The 20313-nt window shown below is 67.7% G+C and carries 17 protein-coding genes and 1 pseudogene; 12 read left to right on the forward strand and 6 right to left on the reverse strand.

Annotated elements, in window-relative coordinates:
* Positions 1-141: 141 nt before the first annotated feature.
* Both groL and ACP26O_RS24235 read right to left on the reverse strand, forming a co-directional pair.
* A complete protein-coding gene (gene groL / locus ACP26O_RS24230) occupies positions 142-1782 on the reverse strand; it encodes a chaperonin GroEL (RefSeq protein ID WP_426356332.1) in 1641 nt (546 codons plus the stop codon).
* 12 nt (positions 1783-1794) lie between these two features.
* Positions 1795-2085, reverse strand: a complete 291-nt coding sequence (locus ACP26O_RS24235; RefSeq protein ID WP_006749630.1) for a co-chaperone GroES — start codon at positions 2083-2085, stop codon at positions 1795-1797.
* Between the two features lie 261 nt (positions 2086-2346).
* On the opposite strand from ACP26O_RS24235, the gene ACP26O_RS24240 reads away from it, so the two are divergent.
* From ACP26O_RS24240 to ACP26O_RS24265, 6 genes and pseudogenes are all read left to right on the forward strand, one after another.
* Positions 2347-3066, forward strand: coding sequence for an SDR family oxidoreductase (locus ACP26O_RS24240; RefSeq protein ID WP_175666101.1), 720 nt, complete (start codon positions 2347-2349; stop codon positions 3064-3066).
* A 146-nt stretch (positions 3067-3212) separates the two neighbouring features.
* The gene (locus ACP26O_RS24245) at positions 3213-5162 is read left to right on the forward strand and encodes an arylsulfatase (protein WP_426356333.1); all 1950 of its coding nucleotides are present in this window, start codon (positions 3213-3215) and stop codon (positions 5160-5162) included.
* Positions 5163-5172: 10 nt separating this feature from the next.
* Complete coding sequence (locus tag ACP26O_RS24250) at positions 5173-6222, forward strand: formylglycine-generating enzyme family protein (protein WP_175666103.1); 1050 nt, start codon at positions 5173-5175, stop codon at positions 6220-6222.
* Complete coding sequence (locus tag ACP26O_RS24255) at positions 6219-7028, forward strand: MetQ/NlpA family lipoprotein (protein WP_175666104.1); 810 nt, start codon at positions 6219-6221, stop codon at positions 7026-7028. The genes ACP26O_RS24250 and ACP26O_RS24255 overlap by 4 nt, the downstream gene beginning before the upstream one ends.
* Positions 6935-7140 (forward strand): annotated as a pseudogene (locus ACP26O_RS24260) (flagellin N-methylase); the annotation flags it as partial. The gene ACP26O_RS24255 and the pseudogene ACP26O_RS24260, both read left to right, overlap by 94 nt.
* A 144-nt stretch (positions 7141-7284) precedes the next feature.
* Entirely contained in the window at positions 7285-7611 is a 327-nt protein-coding gene (locus ACP26O_RS24265; RefSeq protein WP_011660203.1) for an antibiotic biosynthesis monooxygenase family protein, read from the forward strand.
* A gap of 62 nt (positions 7612-7673) precedes the next feature.
* On the opposite strand, the gene ACP26O_RS24270 is transcribed toward ACP26O_RS24265, so the two are convergent.
* On the reverse strand, positions 7674-8606 hold the full coding sequence (locus ACP26O_RS24270; protein WP_175666105.1) for a LysR family transcriptional regulator: 933 nt from the start codon (positions 8604-8606) through the stop codon (positions 7674-7676).
* A 206-nt stretch (positions 8607-8812) separates the two neighbouring features.
* On the opposite strand from ACP26O_RS24270, the gene ACP26O_RS24275 reads away from it, so the two are divergent.
* The 4 genes from ACP26O_RS24275 to pdeR all read left to right on the forward strand — a co-directional run bounded on the left by ACP26O_RS24275 (position 8813) and on the right by pdeR (position 17561).
* Complete coding sequence (locus ACP26O_RS24275; RefSeq protein WP_006749638.1) at positions 8813-9586, forward strand: putative hydro-lyase; 774 nt, start codon at positions 8813-8815, stop codon at positions 9584-9586.
* A 237-nt stretch (positions 9587-9823) separates the two neighbouring features.
* Entirely contained in the window at positions 9824-11128 is a 1305-nt protein-coding gene (locus ACP26O_RS24280) for an MFS transporter (RefSeq protein ID WP_175666106.1), read from the forward strand.
* A gap of 118 nt (positions 11129-11246) precedes the next feature.
* Entirely contained in the window at positions 11247-14885 is a 3639-nt protein-coding gene (locus ACP26O_RS24285) for a hydantoinase B/oxoprolinase family protein (RefSeq protein WP_175666107.1), read from the forward strand.
* 672 nt (positions 14886-15557) lie between these two features.
* Positions 15558-17561 (forward strand): cyclic di-GMP phosphodiesterase, encoded by a 2004-nt coding sequence (gene pdeR, locus ACP26O_RS24290; RefSeq protein WP_175666108.1) that lies wholly within the window; start codon positions 15558-15560, stop codon positions 17559-17561.
* A 56-nt stretch (positions 17562-17617) separates the two neighbouring features.
* Here pdeR and ACP26O_RS24295 read toward each other — a convergent pair whose 3' ends face one another.
* A complete protein-coding gene (locus ACP26O_RS24295; protein ID WP_105831642.1) occupies positions 17618-18481 on the reverse strand; it encodes a crotonase/enoyl-CoA hydratase family protein in 864 nt (287 codons plus the stop codon).
* Positions 18482-18911: 430 nt separating this feature from the next.
* Here ACP26O_RS24295 and ACP26O_RS24300 point away from each other — a divergent pair, with 430 nt between their 5' ends.
* Together ACP26O_RS24300 and ACP26O_RS24305 are read left to right on the forward strand one after the other, a co-directional pair.
* Positions 18912-19094, forward strand: coding sequence for a hypothetical protein (locus ACP26O_RS24300; protein WP_175666109.1), 183 nt, complete (start codon positions 18912-18914; stop codon positions 19092-19094).
* A gap of 254 nt (positions 19095-19348) precedes the next feature.
* A complete protein-coding gene (locus tag ACP26O_RS24305) occupies positions 19349-19669 on the forward strand; it encodes a DUF1840 domain-containing protein (RefSeq protein WP_175666110.1) in 321 nt (106 codons plus the stop codon).
* Positions 19670-19782: 113 nt separating this feature from the next.
* Here the strand turns inward: ACP26O_RS24305 and ACP26O_RS24310 are convergent, their stop codons facing one another.
* A complete protein-coding gene (locus ACP26O_RS24310; protein WP_006749645.1) occupies positions 19783-19941 on the reverse strand; it encodes a hypothetical protein in 159 nt (52 codons plus the stop codon).
* Positions 19942-20005: 64 nt separating this feature from the next.
* Positions 20006-20284, reverse strand: a complete 279-nt coding sequence (locus ACP26O_RS24315; RefSeq protein WP_244099062.1) for a hypothetical protein — start codon at positions 20282-20284, stop codon at positions 20006-20008.
* Between the last annotated feature and the right edge of the window lie 29 nt (positions 20285-20313).

The raw sequence follows: 20313 nt of genomic DNA on the forward strand, positions 1-20313 counted from the left end.
CCCCGGTCGACCTGCCGTCCCTGCGTGCGATCCAGAAAAAAACGCGTGACGACCGACGTCGCCACGCGTTGCATCACTTCGGAAACACCGCGCATGCCGGCGAACCGGCACGCCGCGGCACGTCGTCGGATCGTCGGCTCGTCAGAAATCGAACCCCGGCCCGCCGGCACCCGGGCCGCCCGGCACCGCGGCCGGCGCCGCATCCTTCGGCGCCTCGAACACCGTCGCATCGGTCGTCAGCAGCAGCCCGGCCACCGACGCCGCATTCTGCAGCGCGGTGCGCGTGACCTTGGTCGGATCGAGCACGCCCGATTCGACGAGGTCGCCGTATTCGCCGGTCTGCGCGTTGTAGCCGAAGTTGCCCGTGCCCTCCGCCACCTTCGCGACGACCACGCTTGCTTCCTCGCCCGCATTCGTGACGATCTGGCGCAGCGGTTCCTCGAGCGCGCGCAGCACGATCTTGATGCCCGCGTCCTGATCGGCATTCGCACCCTTGAGTTCGCGGATCGCCTGCCGCACGCGGATCAGCGCGACGCCGCCGCCCGGGACGATGCCTTCCTCGACGGCCGCGCGCGTCGCGTGCAGCGCGTCGTCGACGCGGTCCTTCTTCTCCTTCACCTCGATCTCGGTCGCGCCGCCGACCTTGATCACCGCGACGCCGCCCGCCAGCTTGGCCACGCGCTCCTGCAGCTTTTCACGATCGTAGTCGGAGGTCGCCTCTTCGATCTGCACGCGGATCTGCTTCACGCGCGCCTCGATGTTCTTCGCGTCGCCCGCGCCGTCGATCACGGTCGTGTTTTCCTTGCCGACCTCGATGCGCTTCGCCTGGCCGAGTTCGGCGAGCGTCGCCTTCTCGAGCGTGAGTCCTGTTTCCTCCGCGACGACTTGCCCGCCGGTCAGGATCGCGATGTCCTCGAGCATTGCCTTGCGGCGATCGCCGAAGCCCGGTGCCTTGACCGCGATCGTCTTCAGGATGCCGCGAATGTTGTTGACGACCAGCGTTGCGAGCGCTTCGCCTTCGATGTCTTCAGCGATGATCAGCAGCGGCCGGCCGGATTTCGCGACCTGTTCGAGCACCGGCAGCAGGTCGCGAATGTTCGAGATCTTCTTGTCGTGCAGCAGGATGTACGGGTTCTCGATCTCGGCGCTCTGCTTGTCGGGATTGTTGATGAAATACGGCGACAGGTAGCCGCGATCGAACTGCAACCCTTCGACGACGTCGAGCTCGTCGGCGAGCGACTTGCCGTCCTCGACGGTGATCACGCCTTCCTTGCCGACGCGGTCGATCGCTTCGGCGATGCGCTGGCCGATCGACTCCTCGCCGTTCGCGGAGATCGAGCCGACTTGCGCGATTTCCTTGTTCGTCGTGCACGGCTTGCTGATCGTCTTCAGCGCGTCGACGGCCGCTGACACGGCCTTGTCGATCCCGCGCTTCAGGTCGAGCGGATTGAGCCCGGCCGCGACGTACTTCTGGCCTTCGCGCACGATCGCCTGCGCGAGCACGGTGGCCGTCGTCGTGCCGTCGCCGGCGGCATCGCTGGTGCGCGACGCAACTTCCTTGACGAGCTGCGCGCCGATGTTCTGCAGCTTGTCCTTCAGCTCGATTTCCTTCGCGACCGACACGCCGTCCTTCGTGACGACGGGCGCGCCGAAGCTGCGCTCGAGCACGACGTTGCGGCCTTTCGGCCCGAGTGTGACTTTCACCGCGTTCGCGAGAATGTTGACGCCTTCGACCATCTTCGAACGCGCGACGTCGCTGAAAATGATTTCCTTTGCTGCCATGATTGCGCTCCGTTATTGATTGACGACCGCGACGATGTCTTCCTCGCGCAGCACGAGGAATTCGTTACCGTCCACCTTGACGGCCTGGCCTGCGTACTTGCCGAACAGCACGCGCTCGCCGACTTGCAGGTCGGGCACGAGGCGCTGGCCGTCCGCGTCCTTGCGGCCGGGGCCGACGGCGATCACTTCACCCTGGTCGGGCTTTTCCGCGGCGCTGTCGGGGATCACGATGCCCGAGGCGGTGGTGGTTTCCTGGTCGAGTCGCTTCACGATGACCCGGTCGTGCAAGGGGCGTAGGCTCATCTGTCCGTCCTGTTCTGTTGCGTCGAGATTGGTTGGCACTCTTTATCGGAGAGTGCTGACGAGTATAAGAACGCGTGGCGGCGCGATCCAATAACGGATTCGGAAAAGCATTTGCTTGGAGGCGCTATGCGGCCATCCAATGCCGAAGCCAGGCGACCGTACGCGTTTTCCCCGCCTGACGCACAATCGAGCGCGTCATGCATGCGCTGCGCGCGAGCGCGCACCGCACCGTCTTCGATTCTTTCGTCAGAGGCACGAATCATGTCATCCCGCACCTATCTCGTTACCGGCGCGTCGCGCGGCATCGGCTTCGCAACCAGCACGCTGCTCGCCCGGCGCGGCCATCGCGTCATCGGTCTCGCGCGGCATGCGCAAGGCATCGACTTTCCCGGCGAACTGATCGCGTGCGATCTCGCCGATATCGAACGGACGGCCGCGACGCTCGCCCGCATCGGCGCGTCGCACGAGATCGACGGCATCGTGAACAACGCGGGCATCGCGCTGCCACAGCCGCTCGGGAAGGTCGATTTCGCATCGCTGCAGGCGGTGTTCGACCTCAACGTGCGCGCGGCGATCCACGTCACGCAGCATTTCGCCGACGCGATGAAGGCACGCGGATATGGCCGCATCGTCAACGTATGCAGCCGCGCGATCTTCGGCAGCCTCGATCGCACCGCGTATTCGGCCGCGAAAAGCGCGCTCGTCGGTTGCACGCGTACGTGGGCGCTTGAACTCGCCGAGCACGGCGTGACGGTCAACGCGGTCGCGCCGGGCCCGATCGAGACGGAACTGTTTCGCCAGACGCGGCCAGTCGGCAGCGAAGCCGAACGCAAGGTGCTGGCAACGATCCCCGCACGCCGTCTCGGCACGCCGCACGATGTGGCCGCGGCGATCGCGTTCCTGCTGTCCGACGATGCGGCCTTCGTCACGGGGCAGGTGCTCGCGGTGGATGGCGGCGGCAGCCTCGGCGGACGCGGCTGACGCAACACAACCATCGCGGCGCAAGTCGTAAAACACGAGCCGTGCCGCATATTCCCCCACCCCCTTTGCATGTGACGAATCCGACTTTGGGCGCCGCGCAGGCGACGCTAAGATCGCCGATCCCGTAGATCGTGCGCTCAACAACAATGAAAAAGTCTGCTTCGCCCTTGCTTGCCTTCCGTTTCCGTGTGGTGAGCGCCGCGATCGCGGGTGCGCTGTCGCTCGCGTCGTGCGGCGGCGTCGACAGCGATCCGCCGCCGCAGGCGAATGCGACGCCCGCGGCCAAGCGCCCGAACATCCTCTACATCATGGCCGACGATCTCGGCTATTCCGACATCCATGCATTCGGCGGCGAGATCAACACGCCGAATCTCGACGCGCTCGTCGCGTCGGGCCGCATCCTGTCGAACCATCACACCGGCACCGTGTGCGCGATCACGCGCGCGATGCTGATTTCCGGCACCGATCACCATCTCGTCGGCGAAGGCACGATGGGCGTGCCGACCGACGAGCGGCGCGGCCTGCCAGGCTACGAGGGCTACCTGAACGATCGCGCGCTGTCGTTCGCACAACTACTGAAGGACGCCGGCTATCACACGTACATCGCGGGCAAGTGGCACATCGGCTCGGGGATCGTCGGCAGCGCGACGGGCAGCGGGCAGACGCCGGACCAATGGGGATTCGAGCGCAGCTACGTGCTGCTCGCCGGCGCCGCGACGAACCACTTCGCGCACGAACCGGCCGGCTCGTCGAACTACACGGAAGACGGCCGCTACGTGCAGCCCGGCCAGCCCGGACAACCGGGCGGCGCGGGCGGCAATCCGGCCGTGTTCTACTCGACGGACTTCTATACGCAGAAGCTGATCTCGTACATCGATTCGAACAAGCGGGACGGCAAGCCGTTCTTCGCGTATGCGGCCTACACGTCGCCGCACTGGCCGCTGCAGGTGCCGGAGCCGTGGTTGCACAAGTACGCGGGCGTGTACGACGCCGGCTACGACGCGATCCGCAACGCGCGCATCGCACGGCAGAAGGCGCTCGGTCTGATTCCGGCCGACTTCAGGCCGTTCGACGGACTGCCCGAAACGACGTCGGCGTCGCCGGCAACGGCGAACAACGGCACCGCGAACGCGAAGTACATCAGCGCCGTGCATTCGGCCGCCGACGGCTATACCGACTACGGCACCGGCAAGGTCGACAAGCTGTGGGCGAGCCTGAGCCCGGCCGAGCGCCGTGCCCAGGCGCGCTACATGGAGATCTACGCGGGGATGGTCGAGAACCTCGACTACAACATCGGCCTGCTGATCCAGCACCTGAAGGACATCGGCGAATACGACAACACGTTCATCATGTTCCAGTCGGACAACGGCGCGGAAGGCTGGCCGATCGACTCGGGCGCGGACCCGACGGCGACCGACACCGCGAACGGGCAGGAGCCGATCTATTCGACCCTCGGCACCGACAACGGCAAGCAGAACGCGCAGCGGCTGCAATACGGGCTGCGCTGGGCCGAAGTGAGCGCGGCGCCGTTCCGGCTCACGAAGGGGTATTCGGGCGAAGGCGGCGTGTCGACGCCGACGATCGTGCGCCTGCCCGGGCAGACGGAGCAGTTGCCGACGCTGCGCGCGTTCACGCACGTGACCGACAACACGGCGACGTTCCTCGCGGTCGCGGGCGTCACGCCGCCGTCGCAGCCGGCGCCGCCGCTCGTGAACACGTTGACCGGCATCGATCAGAACAAGGGCAAGGTCGTCTACAACAACCGCTATGTGTATCCGGTGACGGGCCAGTCGCTGCTGCCGGTGCTGACCGGCTCGGCGACGGGTGAAGTGCATACGGCGCCGTTCGGTGACGAAGCGTACGGCCGCGCGTACCTGCGCAGCGCCGACGGTCGCTGGAAGGCGTTGTGGACCGAGCCGCCGCTCGGCCCGCTCGATGGTCACTGGCAGCTGTATGACCTCGCGGCGGATCGCGGCGAGACGACCGACGTATCCGCGCAGAACCCGTCGGTGATCGGCACGCTGGTCGACCAGTGGAAGGCCTACATGAGCAACGTCGGCGGCGTCGAGCCGTTGCGTCCGCGCGGCTACTACTGAGGACGACACGATGCGGTTGCGCTTCTGGACGCTCGGCGCGGCGCTCGCGGCCACGCTGTTCGCGGCTGCGTTCGCGGCGGGCTATGCGAGCCCGTCGGCGTCGCCCGCCGGCGCCTTCGACGACGCGAATCGCGGCCGCCCGCTCGCGCCGCTCGGCTCGGAGCGGCAGTGCGAGCGCTACTCGGGCCTGCCCGCGGCGTGGCGTGACGATCCGAAGGCCGGGATGGTGCACCTGAGCGGCGGCGCGTTCGTGTTCGGCAGCACGCGCGGTTATGCGGACGAGCGTCCGGTCGGCGACGGCAGGACGCGCGTCGGCGGCTTCTGGATCGACCAGACCGACGTGACGATCGCGCAGTTCGCCGCCTTCGTGAAGGCGACCGGTTACGTGACCGAGGCCGAGCAGCAGGGCGGCGCGGCGGTGTTTCACGTGCCGACGCGCGACGAGCTGAATGCACGTGACCTCGCGTGGTGGAGCTGGGTGAAGGGCGCGTCGTGGCGGCAGCCGCGCGGCCCGGGCAGCAGCATCGACGGGCTCGGCAACCTGCCCGTCACGCTCGTCACGCAGCGCGACGCACTCGCGTATGCGCACTGGCTCGGCCGCGACCTGCCGACCGAAGCCGAATGGGAATACGCGGGCAAGGCCGGTCGCGACGACGCATCGCTCGACGCTGCGCCGCGCGACGCGCGGGGCAAGCCGGCCGCGAACTACTGGCAGGGTGCGTTCCCGGTGCTCGATACTGCCGAGGACGGCCATGCGGGCCTGGCGCCGGTCGGCTGCTACGCGGCGAACGGCTTCCATCTGTACGACATGATCGGCAACGCGTGGGAATGGACGAAGGATGCGTACACGGGCCCGCATCAGTCGCACACGAACGGCGACACGGCGGCCGTGGCGCCGCCGACGCGCCGGCACGACACGCCGATGGTGATCAAGGGCGGCTCGTTTCTGTGCTCGCGCGATTACTGCGTGCGTTATCGCGCGTCGTCGCGCGAACGGCAGGAAGCCGATCTCGGTGCGTCGCATATCGGATTCCGTACGATTCTGAGGGATGCATCGTGAAACGCGTCGTGCACTGCATCGCCGTGTGGCTGGCCGTTGCATGCGGCGTCGTTCAACCAGGTTCGGCCGTTGCCGCGGAAACCACCGTGCGCACGGTGCGCGTCGGCGTGACGCGCGGCGTGCATGCGGAGATTCTCGGCGCGGTGAAACGCGTCGCCGCCACGCGCGGGCTCGGTGTCGACGTCGTCGAATTCGACGAAGCGTCGCGCATCGATACCGCGCTTGCGGACGGCAAGATCGACGCGGCGAGCTTCGAGGATGCACAGCGCCTCGCCGCCACCCGCACGGAGAAAGGCTACGCGCTGAGCGCCGTCGCGCCGACCGTTACGCTGCCGATGGCGCTGTATTCGCGCAAGCTGAGGAGTCTGAATGAACTTCAGACCGGCGCGACGGTCGCGATCCCGGCCGATCCGCGCGGGATGGCGCGCTCGCTCGTGCTGCTGCAGAACGACACGCTGGTGACGCTGCGCGCGAAGGCCGGCCTGCATGCGACGCTCCGCGACGTGTCCGGCAACCGGCTCGCGCTGAAATTCGTTGCGCTGCGTCGCGACCGGCTCCATGCGGCGCTCGATTCGGCCGCGTTCGTCGCGATCGACAGTGACGACGCGACGCGCATGGGCCTGCAACCGGCGCGCGACAGCATCAACCTCGAGGACGCGCGCTCGCCGTATGCGAACGTGTTGACCGTGCGCGATGCCGATCGCACGAAGCCGTGGGTCGCGCAACTCGTCGCCGCGTATCACTCGGACGACGTCGCGCATTTCATCCTGACGCGCTATCAGGACTCGGTGCGGCGGCCGTGGTAGACGACTACCGCCTCACGGCAACGCGTGCGGCCGCTGCTGCAACAGCGCGCCGACGCTGTCGTTGCGCGAACTGTTCCGGCATCGGCATCGCTTCGTCGGCGCGCTGACGGTGCCGACCGCCACGCAGGCCACCCGCACGAATGCACCCCGCATCGACGCGTGGCTCGACGCCGTCGCGCTTACCGCGTGACGACAGTGGCACGCGATGCGTGCCTTACACTTGACGCTCTTTCAATCGTCTCCCAACGGAGCGCGCATGTACGCATCGACCTTCATTTTCCGCGCCGGGCAATACGACGACGAATTCCATCGGCTCGACCGGCAGATCGCCGACATGGCGCGCGCGACACCCGGCTATCTCGGCGAGGAAACCTGGGAGAACGCGGAAGCCGGGCTGATCCAGAATGTCTACTACTGGGAATCCGAGGCGGCGCTGCAGCAGCTGATCCAGCACCCCGCGCATCGGGAAGCGAAGGCGAAGCAGGCGCGCTGGCTGGACGGTTATCGCGTGGTCATCTCGCAGGTGCTGCGCGAGTACGGCGACGGCAAGCTCGCGCAACCGCACGCCGGGCAGCCCGCGTGACTTGAACGTCGAATCGGCGCGTCGGTCGTTCTGCGCGAACCGCTGCGCGTCCACGCACTGCGTCAAAGCGCCTCGACCAGCAACCGGTTGCTCTTTTCGCAGTACTCGTGACATGCGGCACGCGCGGCGATCGATGCGCCGTGCACGAACTTCGGCGCGTCGGCGCGGCGCGACATCGACACGACGATCGACGGCGGCGACGGCTGCAGCGGCAGCTCGACGACCTCGCCGCTCGCGATCAGCGCATCGACGAACAGCACCGGAATCGCGGCGACGCCGAAGCCGTCGCGCACGAGCTGCACGATCACCGAGATCGACGGCGAGCCGGTGATGCGCGTCTCCGACAGCGGCACGCCATGCGCGTGCGCGAGCGTGCGCACGATGTCCTCGAGCGCACGATGCGGCGCGGTGCCGCGCCCGTAGGTGAGGATCGGCCGGCGCAGCACCTGGCGCGCCAGGCCCGTGCGCGTGGTCGGCAGCAGCCCCGCGCGCGCGATCCAGCGCACCGGATAGTTCGCGAGCGCGTCGCAGACGACCGACGCCTCGTCGCTGCCCTCCACGCGAATGATCAGATCGAGCTCGCCAGCCATCAGCCGGCGCTGCAGCACGACGCTGACGTCGACGGTCAGGTCGACCTCCAGTTGCGGATAGTCGGCGGCGAGGCGGCGCAGGTAGTGCGGCAGCCAGCTGTGCACGACCGTCTCGATCACGCCGAGCCGCAGCTTGCCGCGCAGCGCGCTTTCGCCGGCCGCGGCGGCCTGCAGCTCGTGCGTCGCCTCGACGACGGCCTTCGCGTAGCCGAGCAGGTACTCGCCGTTCGGCGTGAGCCGGAACTCGCGGCTGTCGCGATCGACGAGCACGGTCTGCAATTCATCCTCGAGCGCCTTCAGGCGCTGCGAGATCGCGGCCGGCGTCGCGTGCAGCGCGGTGGCCGTCGTGCGGAAGTTGCGCAGCTTCGCGAGCGTGACGAAGGTTTCGAGAAAACGCGTGTTCATGGCGATCGGCGGGACGGTGGACGCGCAGCTTGCCGGTGAAGAAAAATGAACGGGACCGGGGAAAACCCGAGGATGCGTTAAGAAATTCTATACACCGGGCGCAAAAAAACTCGTTGGCGGCCAATTTTTTTCTTTTCTATTCTTCGCCGTAACCGCTGACGCAATTGCGTGAGCCCGACGACATCCCCGATCCGCCGACCACCATCATGACGCCTTCCGAATTCCGCCAGTCCGTACGCAGCGGCGCGTTCCGCCAGCCGACCGCCGGCCAGTGCGGCCCGTTCGCGCAAGCGAATCTCGCGATCCTGCCGAACGCGTATGCGCACGATTTCCTGCGCTTCTGCCAGGCGAACCCGAAGGCGTGCCCGCTGCTGGGCGTCGGCGAGCCGGGCGCGTTCCGGCTGGACGTGCTCGGCGAGGATCTCGACATCCGCACCGACGTGCCGAGCTACAACGTCTACCGCGACGGCCGCCTGACCGAGCGGGTCGAATCGCTCGAGGCGCTGTGGCGCGACGATTTCGTCGTATTCGCGATCGGCTGCTCGTTCTCGTTCGAGGACATGCTGGCGCGTGAAGGCATCGCGCTGCGTCATATCGAAGAGGGTCGCAACGTGCCGATGTACCGCACGTCGATTCCGAACCGCCGCGCGGGAATCTTCGGCGGCCAGCTGGTAGTGTCGATGCGGCCGCTGCGCGGCGCCGACGCGATCCGCGCGGTGCAGATCACGAGCCGGTTCCCGGGCGTGCATGGTGCGCCGGTCCATATCGGCCATCCGCGGGAATTGGGCATCGCCGATCTCGGCACGCCCGATTTCGGCGACGCGGTGACGGTGCGCGACGGCGAGCTGCCGGTGTTCTGGGCGTGCGGCGTGACGCCGCAAACCGCGCTGATGGAAGCGAAATTGCCGCTCGCGATCGCACATACGCCCGGCTACATGCTGATGACCGACATCACGAACGCGTCGCTCGCGGTGTTCTGACCCGGTCGACGCCCGCGGCCCGTACGGCCGCCGGTCCGGGCCCGACGCGGCGGAATGCCGCGAGGCGCAGACGATCCGCCCGGCCGGCGGGCGGCGGGCAGCTGCGGCCCGACTAGCGCGACGCATGTACGACCACACACGACACGCACCGCACGTACTACGAGCACGATACGCACCACAAGCACCACACGCACCACGAGCACGGCATTGACCGCACATTTCGACAGGAGCTTCACCATGGAAAGCAAGATCCTCGCGGCGCCCGCCGCCGACCCCGCGGGCCCCGCGCGCAACGGCCTGTTCGGATGGTATGCGGACGCGCAGCCGCGCGAGCGCCGCGCGTTCTGGAGCTGCAAGGTCGGCTACATGCTCGACGGGATGGACACGCAGATGCTGTCGTTCGTGATCCCGACGCTCGTCGCGACCTGGGGCATCTCGCTCGCGGACGCCGGCTTCATCGGCACGATGACGCTGCTCGCGTCGGCGGTCGGCGGCTGGCTCGCCGGCATCCTGTCCGACCGGATCGGCCGCGTGCGCACGCTGCAGCTGACCGTGCTGTGGTTCGCTGTGTTCACCGCATTGTGCGGACTCGCGCAGAACTACCACCAGCTGCTCGCGGCGCGCGCGCTGATGGGCTTCGGCTTCGGCGGCGAATGGACGGCCGGCGCGGTGCTGATCGGCGAGGTGATCCGCGCGCGCGATCGCGGCAAGGCGGTCGGCCTCGTGCAGTCGGGCTGGGCGATCGGCTGGGGGCTGTCGGCGCTGCTGTATGCGCTGCTGTTCTCGGTGCTGCCGGCCGAACAGGCCTGGCGCGCGCTGTTCCTCATCGGCCTCGCGCCGGCGCTGCTGGTGGTCGTGATCCGCCGCTACGTGAAGGAACCGGACGTCTACGAGAAGGAGAAGGCCGCACAGGCGCAGGTGGCCGGCACCCCGCGCCTCACGGAAATCTTCGCGCCGCAGCTGCTGTCGACGACGCTGCGCGCGGCGCTGCTGACGACCGGCGCGCAGGGCGGCTACTACGCGATCACGACCTGGCTGCCGACGTTCCTGAAGACGGAGCGTCACCTGACCGTGATGGGCACGGGCGGCTATCTCGCGACGATCATCATCGGCTCGTGGGTCGGCTACCTGACGAGCGCCTACCTGACCGACCGCCTCGGCCGCAAGCCGAACTTCATCCTGTTCGCGCTCGGCTCGATGGTGATCGCGTTCGCCTATACGTCGCCGGTGCTGAACCTCACGAACGCGTCGATGCTGTGGCTCGGCTTCCCGCTGGGGTTCTTCGCGTCGGGCATCTTCTCCGGGATGGGCGCGTTCCTCACCGAGCTGTTCCCGACACGGGTGCGCGGCTCGGGGCAGGGCTTCTGCTACAACGTGGGCCGCGCGGTCGGCGCACTGTTCCCGTTCCTGATCGGCGCGCTGTCGAAGCACTACGGGCTCGGCGCGAGCATCGGCATCTTCGCGGTCGCCGCGTACGGCGTGATGATCGTCGCCGCGCTGACGCTGCCCGAAACCCGCGGCCGCGAACTCGACGCCGCGTAAGCGGGCGCCGGCCCGCCGCCTAACCTCTTCCCTTTGATCGAAGCCCTCACGCGGCGCGCGACGCGCGCCGTGCGGCGGCGCTCGTCCATCGCTTCAACGACGCATCGAGTTCATCGCCATGACTGATCGACACACTTTCCCCGTTTCCTCCGACGCCGCGCGCTGGCAATTCTGGATCGACCGCGGCGGCACCTTCACCGACATCGTCGCGCGCCGGCCCGACGGCTCGCTCGTCACGCACAAGCTGCTGTCGGAGAATCCCGAGCAGTATCGCGATGCGGCCGTGGCCGGCATCCGCCACCTGCTCGGCCTGACCGACGGCGAGCCGATCACGCCCGAACGCGTCGACATGGTGAAGATGGGCACGACGGTCGCGACCAACGCGCTGCTCGAACGCAAGGGCGAACGCACCGCGCTCGCGACGACGCGCGGCTTTCGCGACGTGCTGCGCATCGCCTACCAGAACCGGCCGCGCCTGTTCGATCTCGACATCGTGCTGCCCGATGCGCTGTACGAGACCGTCGTCGAGGTCGACGAGCGGGTCGGTGCGCACGGCGACGTCGTCGTGCCGCTCGACGTGCAAAGTGCGGAAGCGGCGCTGCGCCGCGTGTTCGACTCGGGCGTGCAGGCGCTGGCCATCGTGCTGATCCACGGCTATCGCTACACCGCGCACGAGCGCGCGCTGGCCGAACTCGCACGCCGGATCGGCTTCACGCAGGTGTCCGTGTCGCACGAGGTGTCGCCGCTGATGAAGATGGTGTCGCGCGGCGACACGACCGTGGTCGACGCGTACCTGTCGCCGATCCTGCGCCGCTATGTCGAGCAGGTCGCGCACGAGATGCCCGGCGTGAACCTGCAGTTCATGCAGAGCAGCGGCGGCCTGACGCGCGCCGATGCGTTCCAGGGCAAGGACGCGATCCTGTCCGGCCCGGCCGGAGGCATCGTCGGGATGGTGCGCGCCGCGCGCGCGGCCGGCTTCGACCGCGTGATCGGCTTCGACATGGGCGGCACGTCGACCGACGTGTCGCACTACAACGGCGAATTCGAGCGCGTGTTCGAGACGCAGGTGGCCGGCGTGCGGATGCGCGCGCCGATGATGAGCATCCACACGGTCGCGGCCGGCGGCGGCTCGGTGCTCGGCTTCGACGGCGCGCGGCTGCGCGTCGGGCCCGAATCGGCCGGCGCGAATCCGGGGCCGGCCGCGTACCGGCGCGGCGGCCCGCTGACCGTGACCGACTGCAACGTGATGCTCGGCAAGATCCAGCCCGATCATTTCCCGCGCGTGTTCGGCCCGCATGCGAACGAACCGCTCGACCGCGACGGCGTCGCCGCGAAATTCGCGGCGCTCGCCGACGAGATCCACGCCGCGACCGGGCGGCGCGAGACGCCCGAGGCGCTGGCCGAAGGATTCCTCGAGATCGCGATCGGCAGCATGGCGAACGCGATCAAGAAGATTTCGGTGCAGCGCGGCCACGACGTGTCGCGCTACGTGCTGACGACCTTCGGCGGCGCGGGCGGCCAGCACGCGTGCGGCGTGGCCGACGCGCTCGGCATGACGCAGGTGTTCGCGCATCCGCTCGCGGGCGTGCTGTCCGCCTACGGGATGGGCCTCGCCGACCAAACCGCGATGCGCGAGCGCGCGGTGGAAGCGGTGCTGTCGGACGCGTCGCTGCCGGCGCTGAACGCGACGCTCGACCGGCTGACCGACGACGCGGTCGGCGCGCTGCTCGAACAGGGCGTGCCGCCGGAACGCATCGCGACCGAGCGGCGCGTGCACTTGCGCTACCAGGGCACCGATTCCGCGCTCGACGTGCCGGCCGGCAGCGTCGCCGCGATGCAGCAGGCGTTCGAAGCCGCGTACCGGCAGCGTTACGCGTTCCTGATGCCCGGCACGCCGCTGGTCGCCGAACTGGCCTCGGTCGAGGCGATCGGCCGCTCCGATGCGCCCGTCGAGATCGCGCCGCTCGCGCCGCGCGACGAGGGCGCGGCGCCGCAGGCCCACAGCGCGGTGCGGTTCCATTCCGGCGGTCAATGGCACGACGCGGCGCTGTACGTGCGTGACACGCTGCTCGCCGGCGACACGATCGACGGCCCGGCGATCGTCGCGGAGCAGAACGGCACGACCGTCGTCGAACCCGGCTGGCGCGCGCGAATGACCGCGCAGGGCAACCTCGTGCTGACGCGCACGACACCGCTGCCGACGCGCCGCTCGCTCGGCACCGACGCCGATCCGGTGCGGCTCGAGATCTTCAACAACCTGTTCATGTCGATCGCCGAGCAAATGGGGCTGCGGCTGCAGAACACCGCGTACTCGGTGAACATCAAGGAGCGGCTCGACTTCTCGTGCGCGATCTTCGACGGCGACGGCAACCTGATCGCGAACGCGCCGCACATGCCCGTGCATCTGGGGTCGATGGGCGAGAGCATCCGCACGGTGATCGAGCGCAACCGCGGCCGCATGCGCGACGGCGATGTGTTCATGCTGAACGACCCGTATCACGGCGGCACGCACCTGCCCGACGTCACCGTCATCACACCGGTGTTCGCGGACGGCTCGGACACCCCACTGTTCTACGTCGGCTCGCGCGGCCATCACGCGGACATCGGCGGCACGACGCCGGGCTCGATGCCGCCCGATTCGACGCACATCGACGAAGAGGGCGTGCTGATCGACAACTGGCAGCTCGTGTCGGCCGGCGTGCTGCGCGATGCGGACACGCGCGCGCTGCTCTCGTCGGGCCGCTACCCGGCGCGCAACGTCGAGCAGAACATGGCCGACCTGCGCGCGCAGGTCGCCGCGAACCAGAAGGGCGTCGACGAGTTGCGGCGGATGGTCGCCCAGTTCGGCCGCGACGTCGTGCTCGCGTTCATGGGGCACGTGCAGGACAACGCGGAAGAGGCGGTGCGGCGCGTGATCGGCGCGCTGCAGGACGGCGCGTACCGCTATCCGCTCGACAACGGCGCGGAGATTCGCGTCGCGATCCGCGTCGACCGCGCGGCGCGGCGTGCCGAGATCGATTTCACCGGTACCTCCGCGCAGCTCGACAACAACTTCAACGCGCCGAAGGCCGTCTGCATGGCCGCGGTGCTGTACGTGTTCCGTACGCTGGTCGGCGACGACATCCCGTTGAACGCCGGCTGCCTGAAGCCGCTCACCGTGATCGTGCCGGCGCGCTCGATGCTGAATCCCGAGTATCCGGCGGCGGTCGTGTCGGGCAACGTCGAGACGTCGTCGGCGGTCACCAACGCGCTGTACGGCGCGCTCGGCTGCGTCGCGTCGAGCCAGGGAACGATGAATAACTTCACATTCGGTAACGCTCGATACCAGTACTACGAGACGATCGCGGGCGGCAGCGGCGCGGGTGACGGCTTCGCGGGTGTCGGCGCGGTGCAGACGCACATGACGAACTCGCGTCTGACCGATCCGGAAGTGCTCGAATGGCGCTACCCGGTGCGGCTCGACTCGCACCGGCTGCGCGCGGGCTCGGGCGGCGGTGGGCGCTGGCGCGGCGGCGACGGCGCGGTGCGGCGGATCCGCTTTCTCGAGCCGATGACCGCGTCGATCCTGTCGAACAACCGGATCCATGCGCCGTTCGGCGCGGCGGGCGGCGAGGCCGGCGCGCTCGGCCGCAACACGATCGAGCGGGCCGACGGCACGGTCGAGACGCTCGCGCATATCGGCCGCGCGCAGATGGCGCCGGGCGACGTGTTCGTCGTCGAAACGCCGGGCGGCGGCGGCTACGGCGCGGCGGGCTGAGCGGGCGCCCCGCAACGCGTGCGGAAGCGGTGCGGCGGCGTGCACGCCGCACGGTTTTCGCGCGTGGCGGTGGGGCGGTCGTACCGGTTCCATTCAGGGCTGTGCAAAGCTGCGGGGGCCCCGGCGATATATTCACTTGCATTGATCCGCGCGCTATTGCCACGCGTATGGGAATAAAGACGGGCATTCCCGTCGTAAACGGAAATGGAAATTCCCCGCTTCCGCGCTCGACTCGAGGCGCCCCGACCCCTGCGGAACGCCTTGGGGTCGAGCGGTACGGGGCGGCCGGGATTCCCCGCAAACGCCCGTCCGACGGGGCACTCCGCCGATCCTGCCGCCCCGCTTCGGGGCCCTGCGCCCGCCCGCGCCCACCCCGCCAATCACGAAAAAGCCGCCGTGCCAATCGAGTCCCGATTCCTTGACACTCTCTGCCGAATGTGAGTGCCATTCTTGATCGTCATTTGATAAGATGGCTTACACATTCGTTTGGAAAACCTGCGCGCGAATGCGCAACCGCCGGGTCGCATTGGTTGGAAACAAATACGGAACGAGGGCCGCTGTCACGGCCATTACGACTGCCCCGCCGGATCCGCGCGCTGCGCGTCCGGGAATTGGGGTCAGCCAACTCGCCTCCGTCTACACTGTGCGTTTTTTCTGGATCGGGGCGTGTCCATGGATGACGAAAACGATAGCGAGGTGCTTGAAGCGCACGTCGGTACGCGCAGCCCCTGCTGGCGTCTCGGCAGCGACAGCAATGCGCTCGAGCTGGCGGCCGTCCGCGGCTTGACCAACGTCGCGGTGGCGCTGACCGGCGAGCAGGCCGCGCGAATTCGCGCGCTCACCGGCGTCACGTCGCACCTCGTGCTCGACCTTGCGCTGTTCGGCGACACGGTCACCCTCCACCTGGTCGGCAGGAAGGTCGATACGTCGAACTGGGCCGGCACGGCGTCCGCCTATTCCGATACCGCGTCGGTCGCGACCGACCTGTCGCACGGGCTCGCGTTCGCCGAGCAGGTCGTGTCCGAAGTGAATTCGCTCGTCGTGATCCTCGACCGCAACGGCATGGTGCAGCGCTTCAACCGCCTGTGCGAGGAAGTGACGGGCAAGCGCGAGGTCGACGTGATCGGCCGCAGCGCGTTCGAGCTGTTCATGAGCCCCGAGCAGGGCGCGCAGTCGCGCAGCAACATCACCGGCTTTTTCGCGAGCAACCGTTCGTTCGCGGTCGAGCGCTACATCAACACGGTCAACGGGCCGCGCCTGTTCCAGTTCCGCAACAAGTTCGTGCAGAGCGGCAGCGGCGCCGACGAGCAGTATCTGATCTGCTCGGGCATCGACGTCACCGAGGAGCGCAACGCGCAGCAGCGGCTCACCGAACTCGCGAACACCGACATGCTGACCGGCCTGCCGAACCGCCACGCGATCAGCGAGCGCATCGGCGCGGCGCTGGCCGCGGATCGCACCGACATGCGCGGCCAGGTCGGCATCCTGTTCCTCGATCTCGACAACTTCAAGCGCGTCAACGATCACTACGGGCACATCACCGGCGACCGCCTGCTGCAGGACGTGTCCACGATCATCAGCGGCTGCCTGCCGTCGGGTGCGACGCTCGCGCGGCTCGGCGGCGACGAATTCCTGGTGCTGTTCGAGCACGGCACGCGGCCGCTGCTCGAAGCGACCTCGCAGATCATCCTCGAACGGCTGCGCACGCCGATCCACCTCGGGCTGATGGAGATCTACACGAGCTGCTCGATCGGCATCGCGATGTATCCGCAGCACGGTGATTCGCTCGAAACGCTGATCCGCAGCGCCGACACCGCGATGTACGTCGCGAAGGAAGAGGGCAAGCATACGTACCGCGTGTTCTCGCTGGAGATGAACCAGAAGGTCGCGAAGTACATGTGGCTCGACACGAACCTGCGCAAGGCGCTCGAGGAAGAGCAGTTCGTGCTGCACTACCAGCCGGTCGTCGACCTCGCGAGCGGCGACGTACGCAGCGTCGAGGCGCTGATCCGCTGGCAGTCGCCCGATCGCGGGCTCGTCGCGCCGATCGAGTTCATCCACTTCGCGGAGGAGTCGGGGCTGATCGCGCCGCTCGGACGCTGGGTGATGCGCACCGCGGCAGCGCAGGCCGCCGCATGGAAGGCGAAGGGGCTCGGCGTGCGGGTCGCGGTGAACGTGTCCGCGCGGCAACTGCAGGACATGAACATCGTCCATCAGTTCGCATCGATTCTCGCCAGCGCGGGGCTGAAGCCGAGCCTCGTCGACATCGAGCTCACCGAAAGCAGCTTCATCGAGGATGAGGAAACGGCACACGAGCTGATGAAGGAATTCCGCCAGCTCGGCGCGAAGATTCACCTCGACGATTTCGGCACCGGCTATTCGTCGCTGTCGCAACTGTCGCGGCTGCCGCTCGATTCGATCAAGCTCGATCGCAGCTTCATCACGGGCATCGATCGCAATCCGCGCTCGCAGGCGCTGGTGCGCTCGGTCGTGTCGCTCGCGAAGGCGCTGAGTTTCGCGGTCGTCGCCGAAGGCGTCGAGACGCCCGGGGAGGCGGAATTCCTGAAGCAGGTCGACGTCGACTACGCGCAGGGTTTCTACTTCGCGCGGCCGATGCCGGCCCAGGCGTTCGAGGGCTGGCTCGCGGAAACGAGAAAGCTCAGGCTGATCGCCTGAGCCTGCCCGCATCACGGAGCGCGCCGCCCGCCACGCGGCGGCGCGCTCCATTCACATCACACCGTGCGCAGCTTCGACACGCGCCGGTTCTGCAGCATCACCAGACGTTCCATGTACGCGAGATCCTTCGGCTCGATCGTGAACGCCGCGTGAACCCATTCCTCGGTGATGTCCATGAGCTCGGAACGCGTGATCTGGAACACGCGCTCGCGTGCGCGCAGCATCGCGCGGATGCCGTTCAGCTTCGGCTTCGTCACGTCGATGAAGGTGCGCGTCGCGAGATACGCGTCGCCCGCGTCGAACGTCTGGTCGACCAGCCCGCGATCCTCGTACCACTCGGCCGCATGCGCCTCGCCGGACGAGATCAGCGATTCCGCGAGCCCGCGGTCTGCCTTGCGCGCGACCAGCGAATAGCCGCCCATGCCCGGGAACAGGTTGAACGCGATCTCGGGAAAGCCGAGCTTCGCGCCCTTCTGCGCAAGCATGTAGTGGTGCGCGAGGGCGGCCTCGAAGCCGCCGCCCAGCGCGCTGCCCTCGACCATCGCGATCGAGATCGAACCGGTGCCGAAGCCCGTGTAGATCTCGTACACGCCATCGATGCACGAGCGGGCATAGGCCATCAACTGATCGCGGCGACCGCTGCGGATCGCGTCGACGAAGAAGCTCAGGTCGCCGCCGACGTTGAACAGCTCGGGCACGAGCGAACCCGTCACCCAGAAGTCGAACGGCAGGCCGGAGTCGCGTGCGACGCGCGCGAGATGGATGATGTCGGTGACGAGTTGCTGGTTGAAGCACGGCCGCGGCTCCGATCGCAGCATCATCCACATGATGTTGCGGCCTTCTTCGTAGAACGCGGTGAGTTGCGTGAGTTCACCTGCTTCGTAAAACGGACGGCACGCCGGATGAGATTGGAGTTGCATGGTATGTCCTCGTGAGATGTGGTTTTGCAAAGAGCGCCGCGGCCGGTGCCGTGGACAACTGCCCCCGCACGGCGCCGGCCGCGAGGCACCGCCATTGTTGCGCGCACACAAAAGCCGAAATGCGGGGAAAAACGCACGACGGGGACGAGGAGGGGTATCGCGGTCGGTGTGAGGCGTGTGGACTGTGCGAATGGCGGGAGCGATGCGATCGATGGGATCGCTTGGCGGGAGGACGTGGGGGAGGTGTGGCACGGAAGTGTGACGATGCGGCGACAATCGATGCGCGCATGCCGTACGGAAGACGTGTCGCGTGTCGGTCGTTTACGCGATCAAAGCGATGCCGCGCCGTCGATCACGTCTCATGGAATGTGCGGACTGGTGCCGCGACTGTGCGTCGGTTAGTGTTGGAGGATGACGCCGCCGCTACCGCATGGCGTTGACCCGATGCGTGACCGACACGGACGCGAACAATCTGCGGAAGAGGATGGAGTTGCGGCTGCGACGCGACAACGTCGACTGCACGATCACGAACTACGTGGGCACCGCGCTGAAGTTCGCGCTGGCCTACGCGAACGAACAGGAGCGTGACAAGCGTGTCGGCGTCGCATGCTGATGCATCGATCTCGCGACACACACATACGCCCATTCCTGTGCCGGAAACTTGAATGCATCGCAACGTGACATAAAATAAAAGCAGGCATTCGTGCCATCCGGTTTCTACGCCGCAAACGAACCCGGCCGCGCGATACGCGCAGCGTGCCGGACGAATCTTCTATTGAGAAGAACGGAGGATGGCCACAGACCTCGCCGCGACCGGCGGTTGCTATCGCCGCACGATCTCGCGGCGATGACGAGGGAAAAACGACGATGATGGTTACATTCCGATCCTCCGCCGCCCCGGACATCGTGATGTTGCGCGATCTGGCGGAGTACCTGCTGGGCCTCGTCGGCAAGGCGCTCGACGTGCGCGGGGTCATTTCCCCTGACGAATTGCCGGACGCGATCGCGCGGCTCGAGCTGGCGATCACGGATGACGTGTCGCGGGAAAGCGCGCACGAGCATTCAACGCAGGCGCTGCGCAGCGAACTGTCGCCGCATGCGGGCGGGCTCGCGCAATGCGCGTGGCCGCTGCTGGACATGATGCGTGCGGCCCACGAACAGGGCCGTCACGTGATGTGGAGTGTGTAGGCGCGCGACGCGCGCCGGCTGCCCGGGAACCGGACCTCCGCTGCAAGGCCGACGGCCTGGCGTCGCAAGACGCCATACCGTCGGCCGATTTTTTTGCGCGGAGCGCTTTCCGCTTACGAATGGTGGTGCGTATGCGAGCGTGCCGAGCGCCGCGACGGGCGGTGCAAGAGCCGGTCGCGTATGCGCTCGCGGCTGCGCTGTTCCGCGAAGAACAGCACCGCGAACATGAGGACCGCGAGCAGCAGGATGGTCGCGACGATACCGTTTTCCATGTCGCCTCCGGTGGGTGGGGAGCGAGAGATGCCATGGCCCGGTGTCAGCCGACCGGCATGGGCATCAAGAGGCCGGCGAGCAGATGCGCGTTGCGCCGGCCGCGGCCGGCATCGCGCCAGCGTTGAAGCGCTGGGCCAGTGCAATCGCGACCCCGCACGCATCCGCGTCGTTGCGGAACACGTGGTGCGTGGGATCGAGCAGATGCGCGTCGCTCCGGCCGCCGCCGCCATCGCGCCAGCACATGATGACGCGCGGCGGGTACTTCACGCCGAGCGCGAAGCCTTCGCCGGCCACCGGATCGACCCGCACGTCCGCGCGGCTCTCATCTTGATGGTAGGTCACGGAAAGCGACGACTCCATCCCGATTCCCT

The sequence above is a fragment of the Burkholderia sp. R-40 genome, from assembly GCF_049942845.1.
Taxonomy (GTDB): Bacteria; Pseudomonadota; Gammaproteobacteria; order Burkholderiales; family Burkholderiaceae; genus Burkholderia; species Burkholderia ambifaria.

What these genes read in the sequence shown, in the direction of transcription:
- groL (WP_426356332.1), bottom strand. Translation starts at nt 1,782, where the DNA reads ATGGCAGCAAAGGAAATCATTTTCAGCGACGTCGCGCGTTCGAAGATG.
- ACP26O_RS24235 (WP_006749630.1), bottom strand. Translation starts at nt 2,085, where the DNA reads ATGAGCCTACGCCCCTTGCACGACCGGGTCATCGTGAAGCGACTCGAC.
- ACP26O_RS24240 (WP_175666101.1), top strand. Translation starts at nt 2,347, where the DNA reads ATGTCATCCCGCACCTATCTCGTTACCGGCGCGTCGCGCGGCATCGGC.
- ACP26O_RS24245 (WP_426356333.1), top strand. Translation starts at nt 3,213, where the DNA reads ATGAAAAAGTCTGCTTCGCCCTTGCTTGCCTTCCGTTTCCGTGTGGTG.
- ACP26O_RS24250 (WP_175666103.1), top strand. Translation starts at nt 5,173, where the DNA reads ATGCGGTTGCGCTTCTGGACGCTCGGCGCGGCGCTCGCGGCCACGCTG.
- ACP26O_RS24265 (WP_011660203.1), top strand. Translation starts at nt 7,285, where the DNA reads ATGTACGCATCGACCTTCATTTTCCGCGCCGGGCAATACGACGACGAA.
- ACP26O_RS24270 (WP_175666105.1), bottom strand. Translation starts at nt 8,606, where the DNA reads ATGAACACGCGTTTTCTCGAAACCTTCGTCACGCTCGCGAAGCTGCGC.
- ACP26O_RS24275 (WP_006749638.1), top strand. Translation starts at nt 8,813, where the DNA reads ATGACGCCTTCCGAATTCCGCCAGTCCGTACGCAGCGGCGCGTTCCGC.
- ACP26O_RS24280 (WP_175666106.1), top strand. Translation starts at nt 9,824, where the DNA reads ATGGAAAGCAAGATCCTCGCGGCGCCCGCCGCCGACCCCGCGGGCCCC.
- ACP26O_RS24285 (WP_175666107.1), top strand. Translation starts at nt 11,247, where the DNA reads ATGACTGATCGACACACTTTCCCCGTTTCCTCCGACGCCGCGCGCTGG.
- pdeR (WP_175666108.1), top strand. Translation starts at nt 15,558, where the DNA reads ATGGATGACGAAAACGATAGCGAGGTGCTTGAAGCGCACGTCGGTACG.
- ACP26O_RS24295 (WP_105831642.1), bottom strand. Translation starts at nt 18,481, where the DNA reads ATGCAACTCCAATCTCATCCGGCGTGCCGTCCGTTTTACGAAGCAGGT.
- ACP26O_RS24300 (WP_175666109.1), top strand. Translation starts at nt 18,912, where the DNA reads ATGGCGTTGACCCGATGCGTGACCGACACGGACGCGAACAATCTGCGG.
- ACP26O_RS24305 (WP_175666110.1), top strand. Translation starts at nt 19,349, where the DNA reads ATGATGGTTACATTCCGATCCTCCGCCGCCCCGGACATCGTGATGTTG.
- ACP26O_RS24310 (WP_006749645.1), bottom strand. Translation starts at nt 19,941, where the DNA reads ATGGAAAACGGTATCGTCGCGACCATCCTGCTGCTCGCGGTCCTCATG.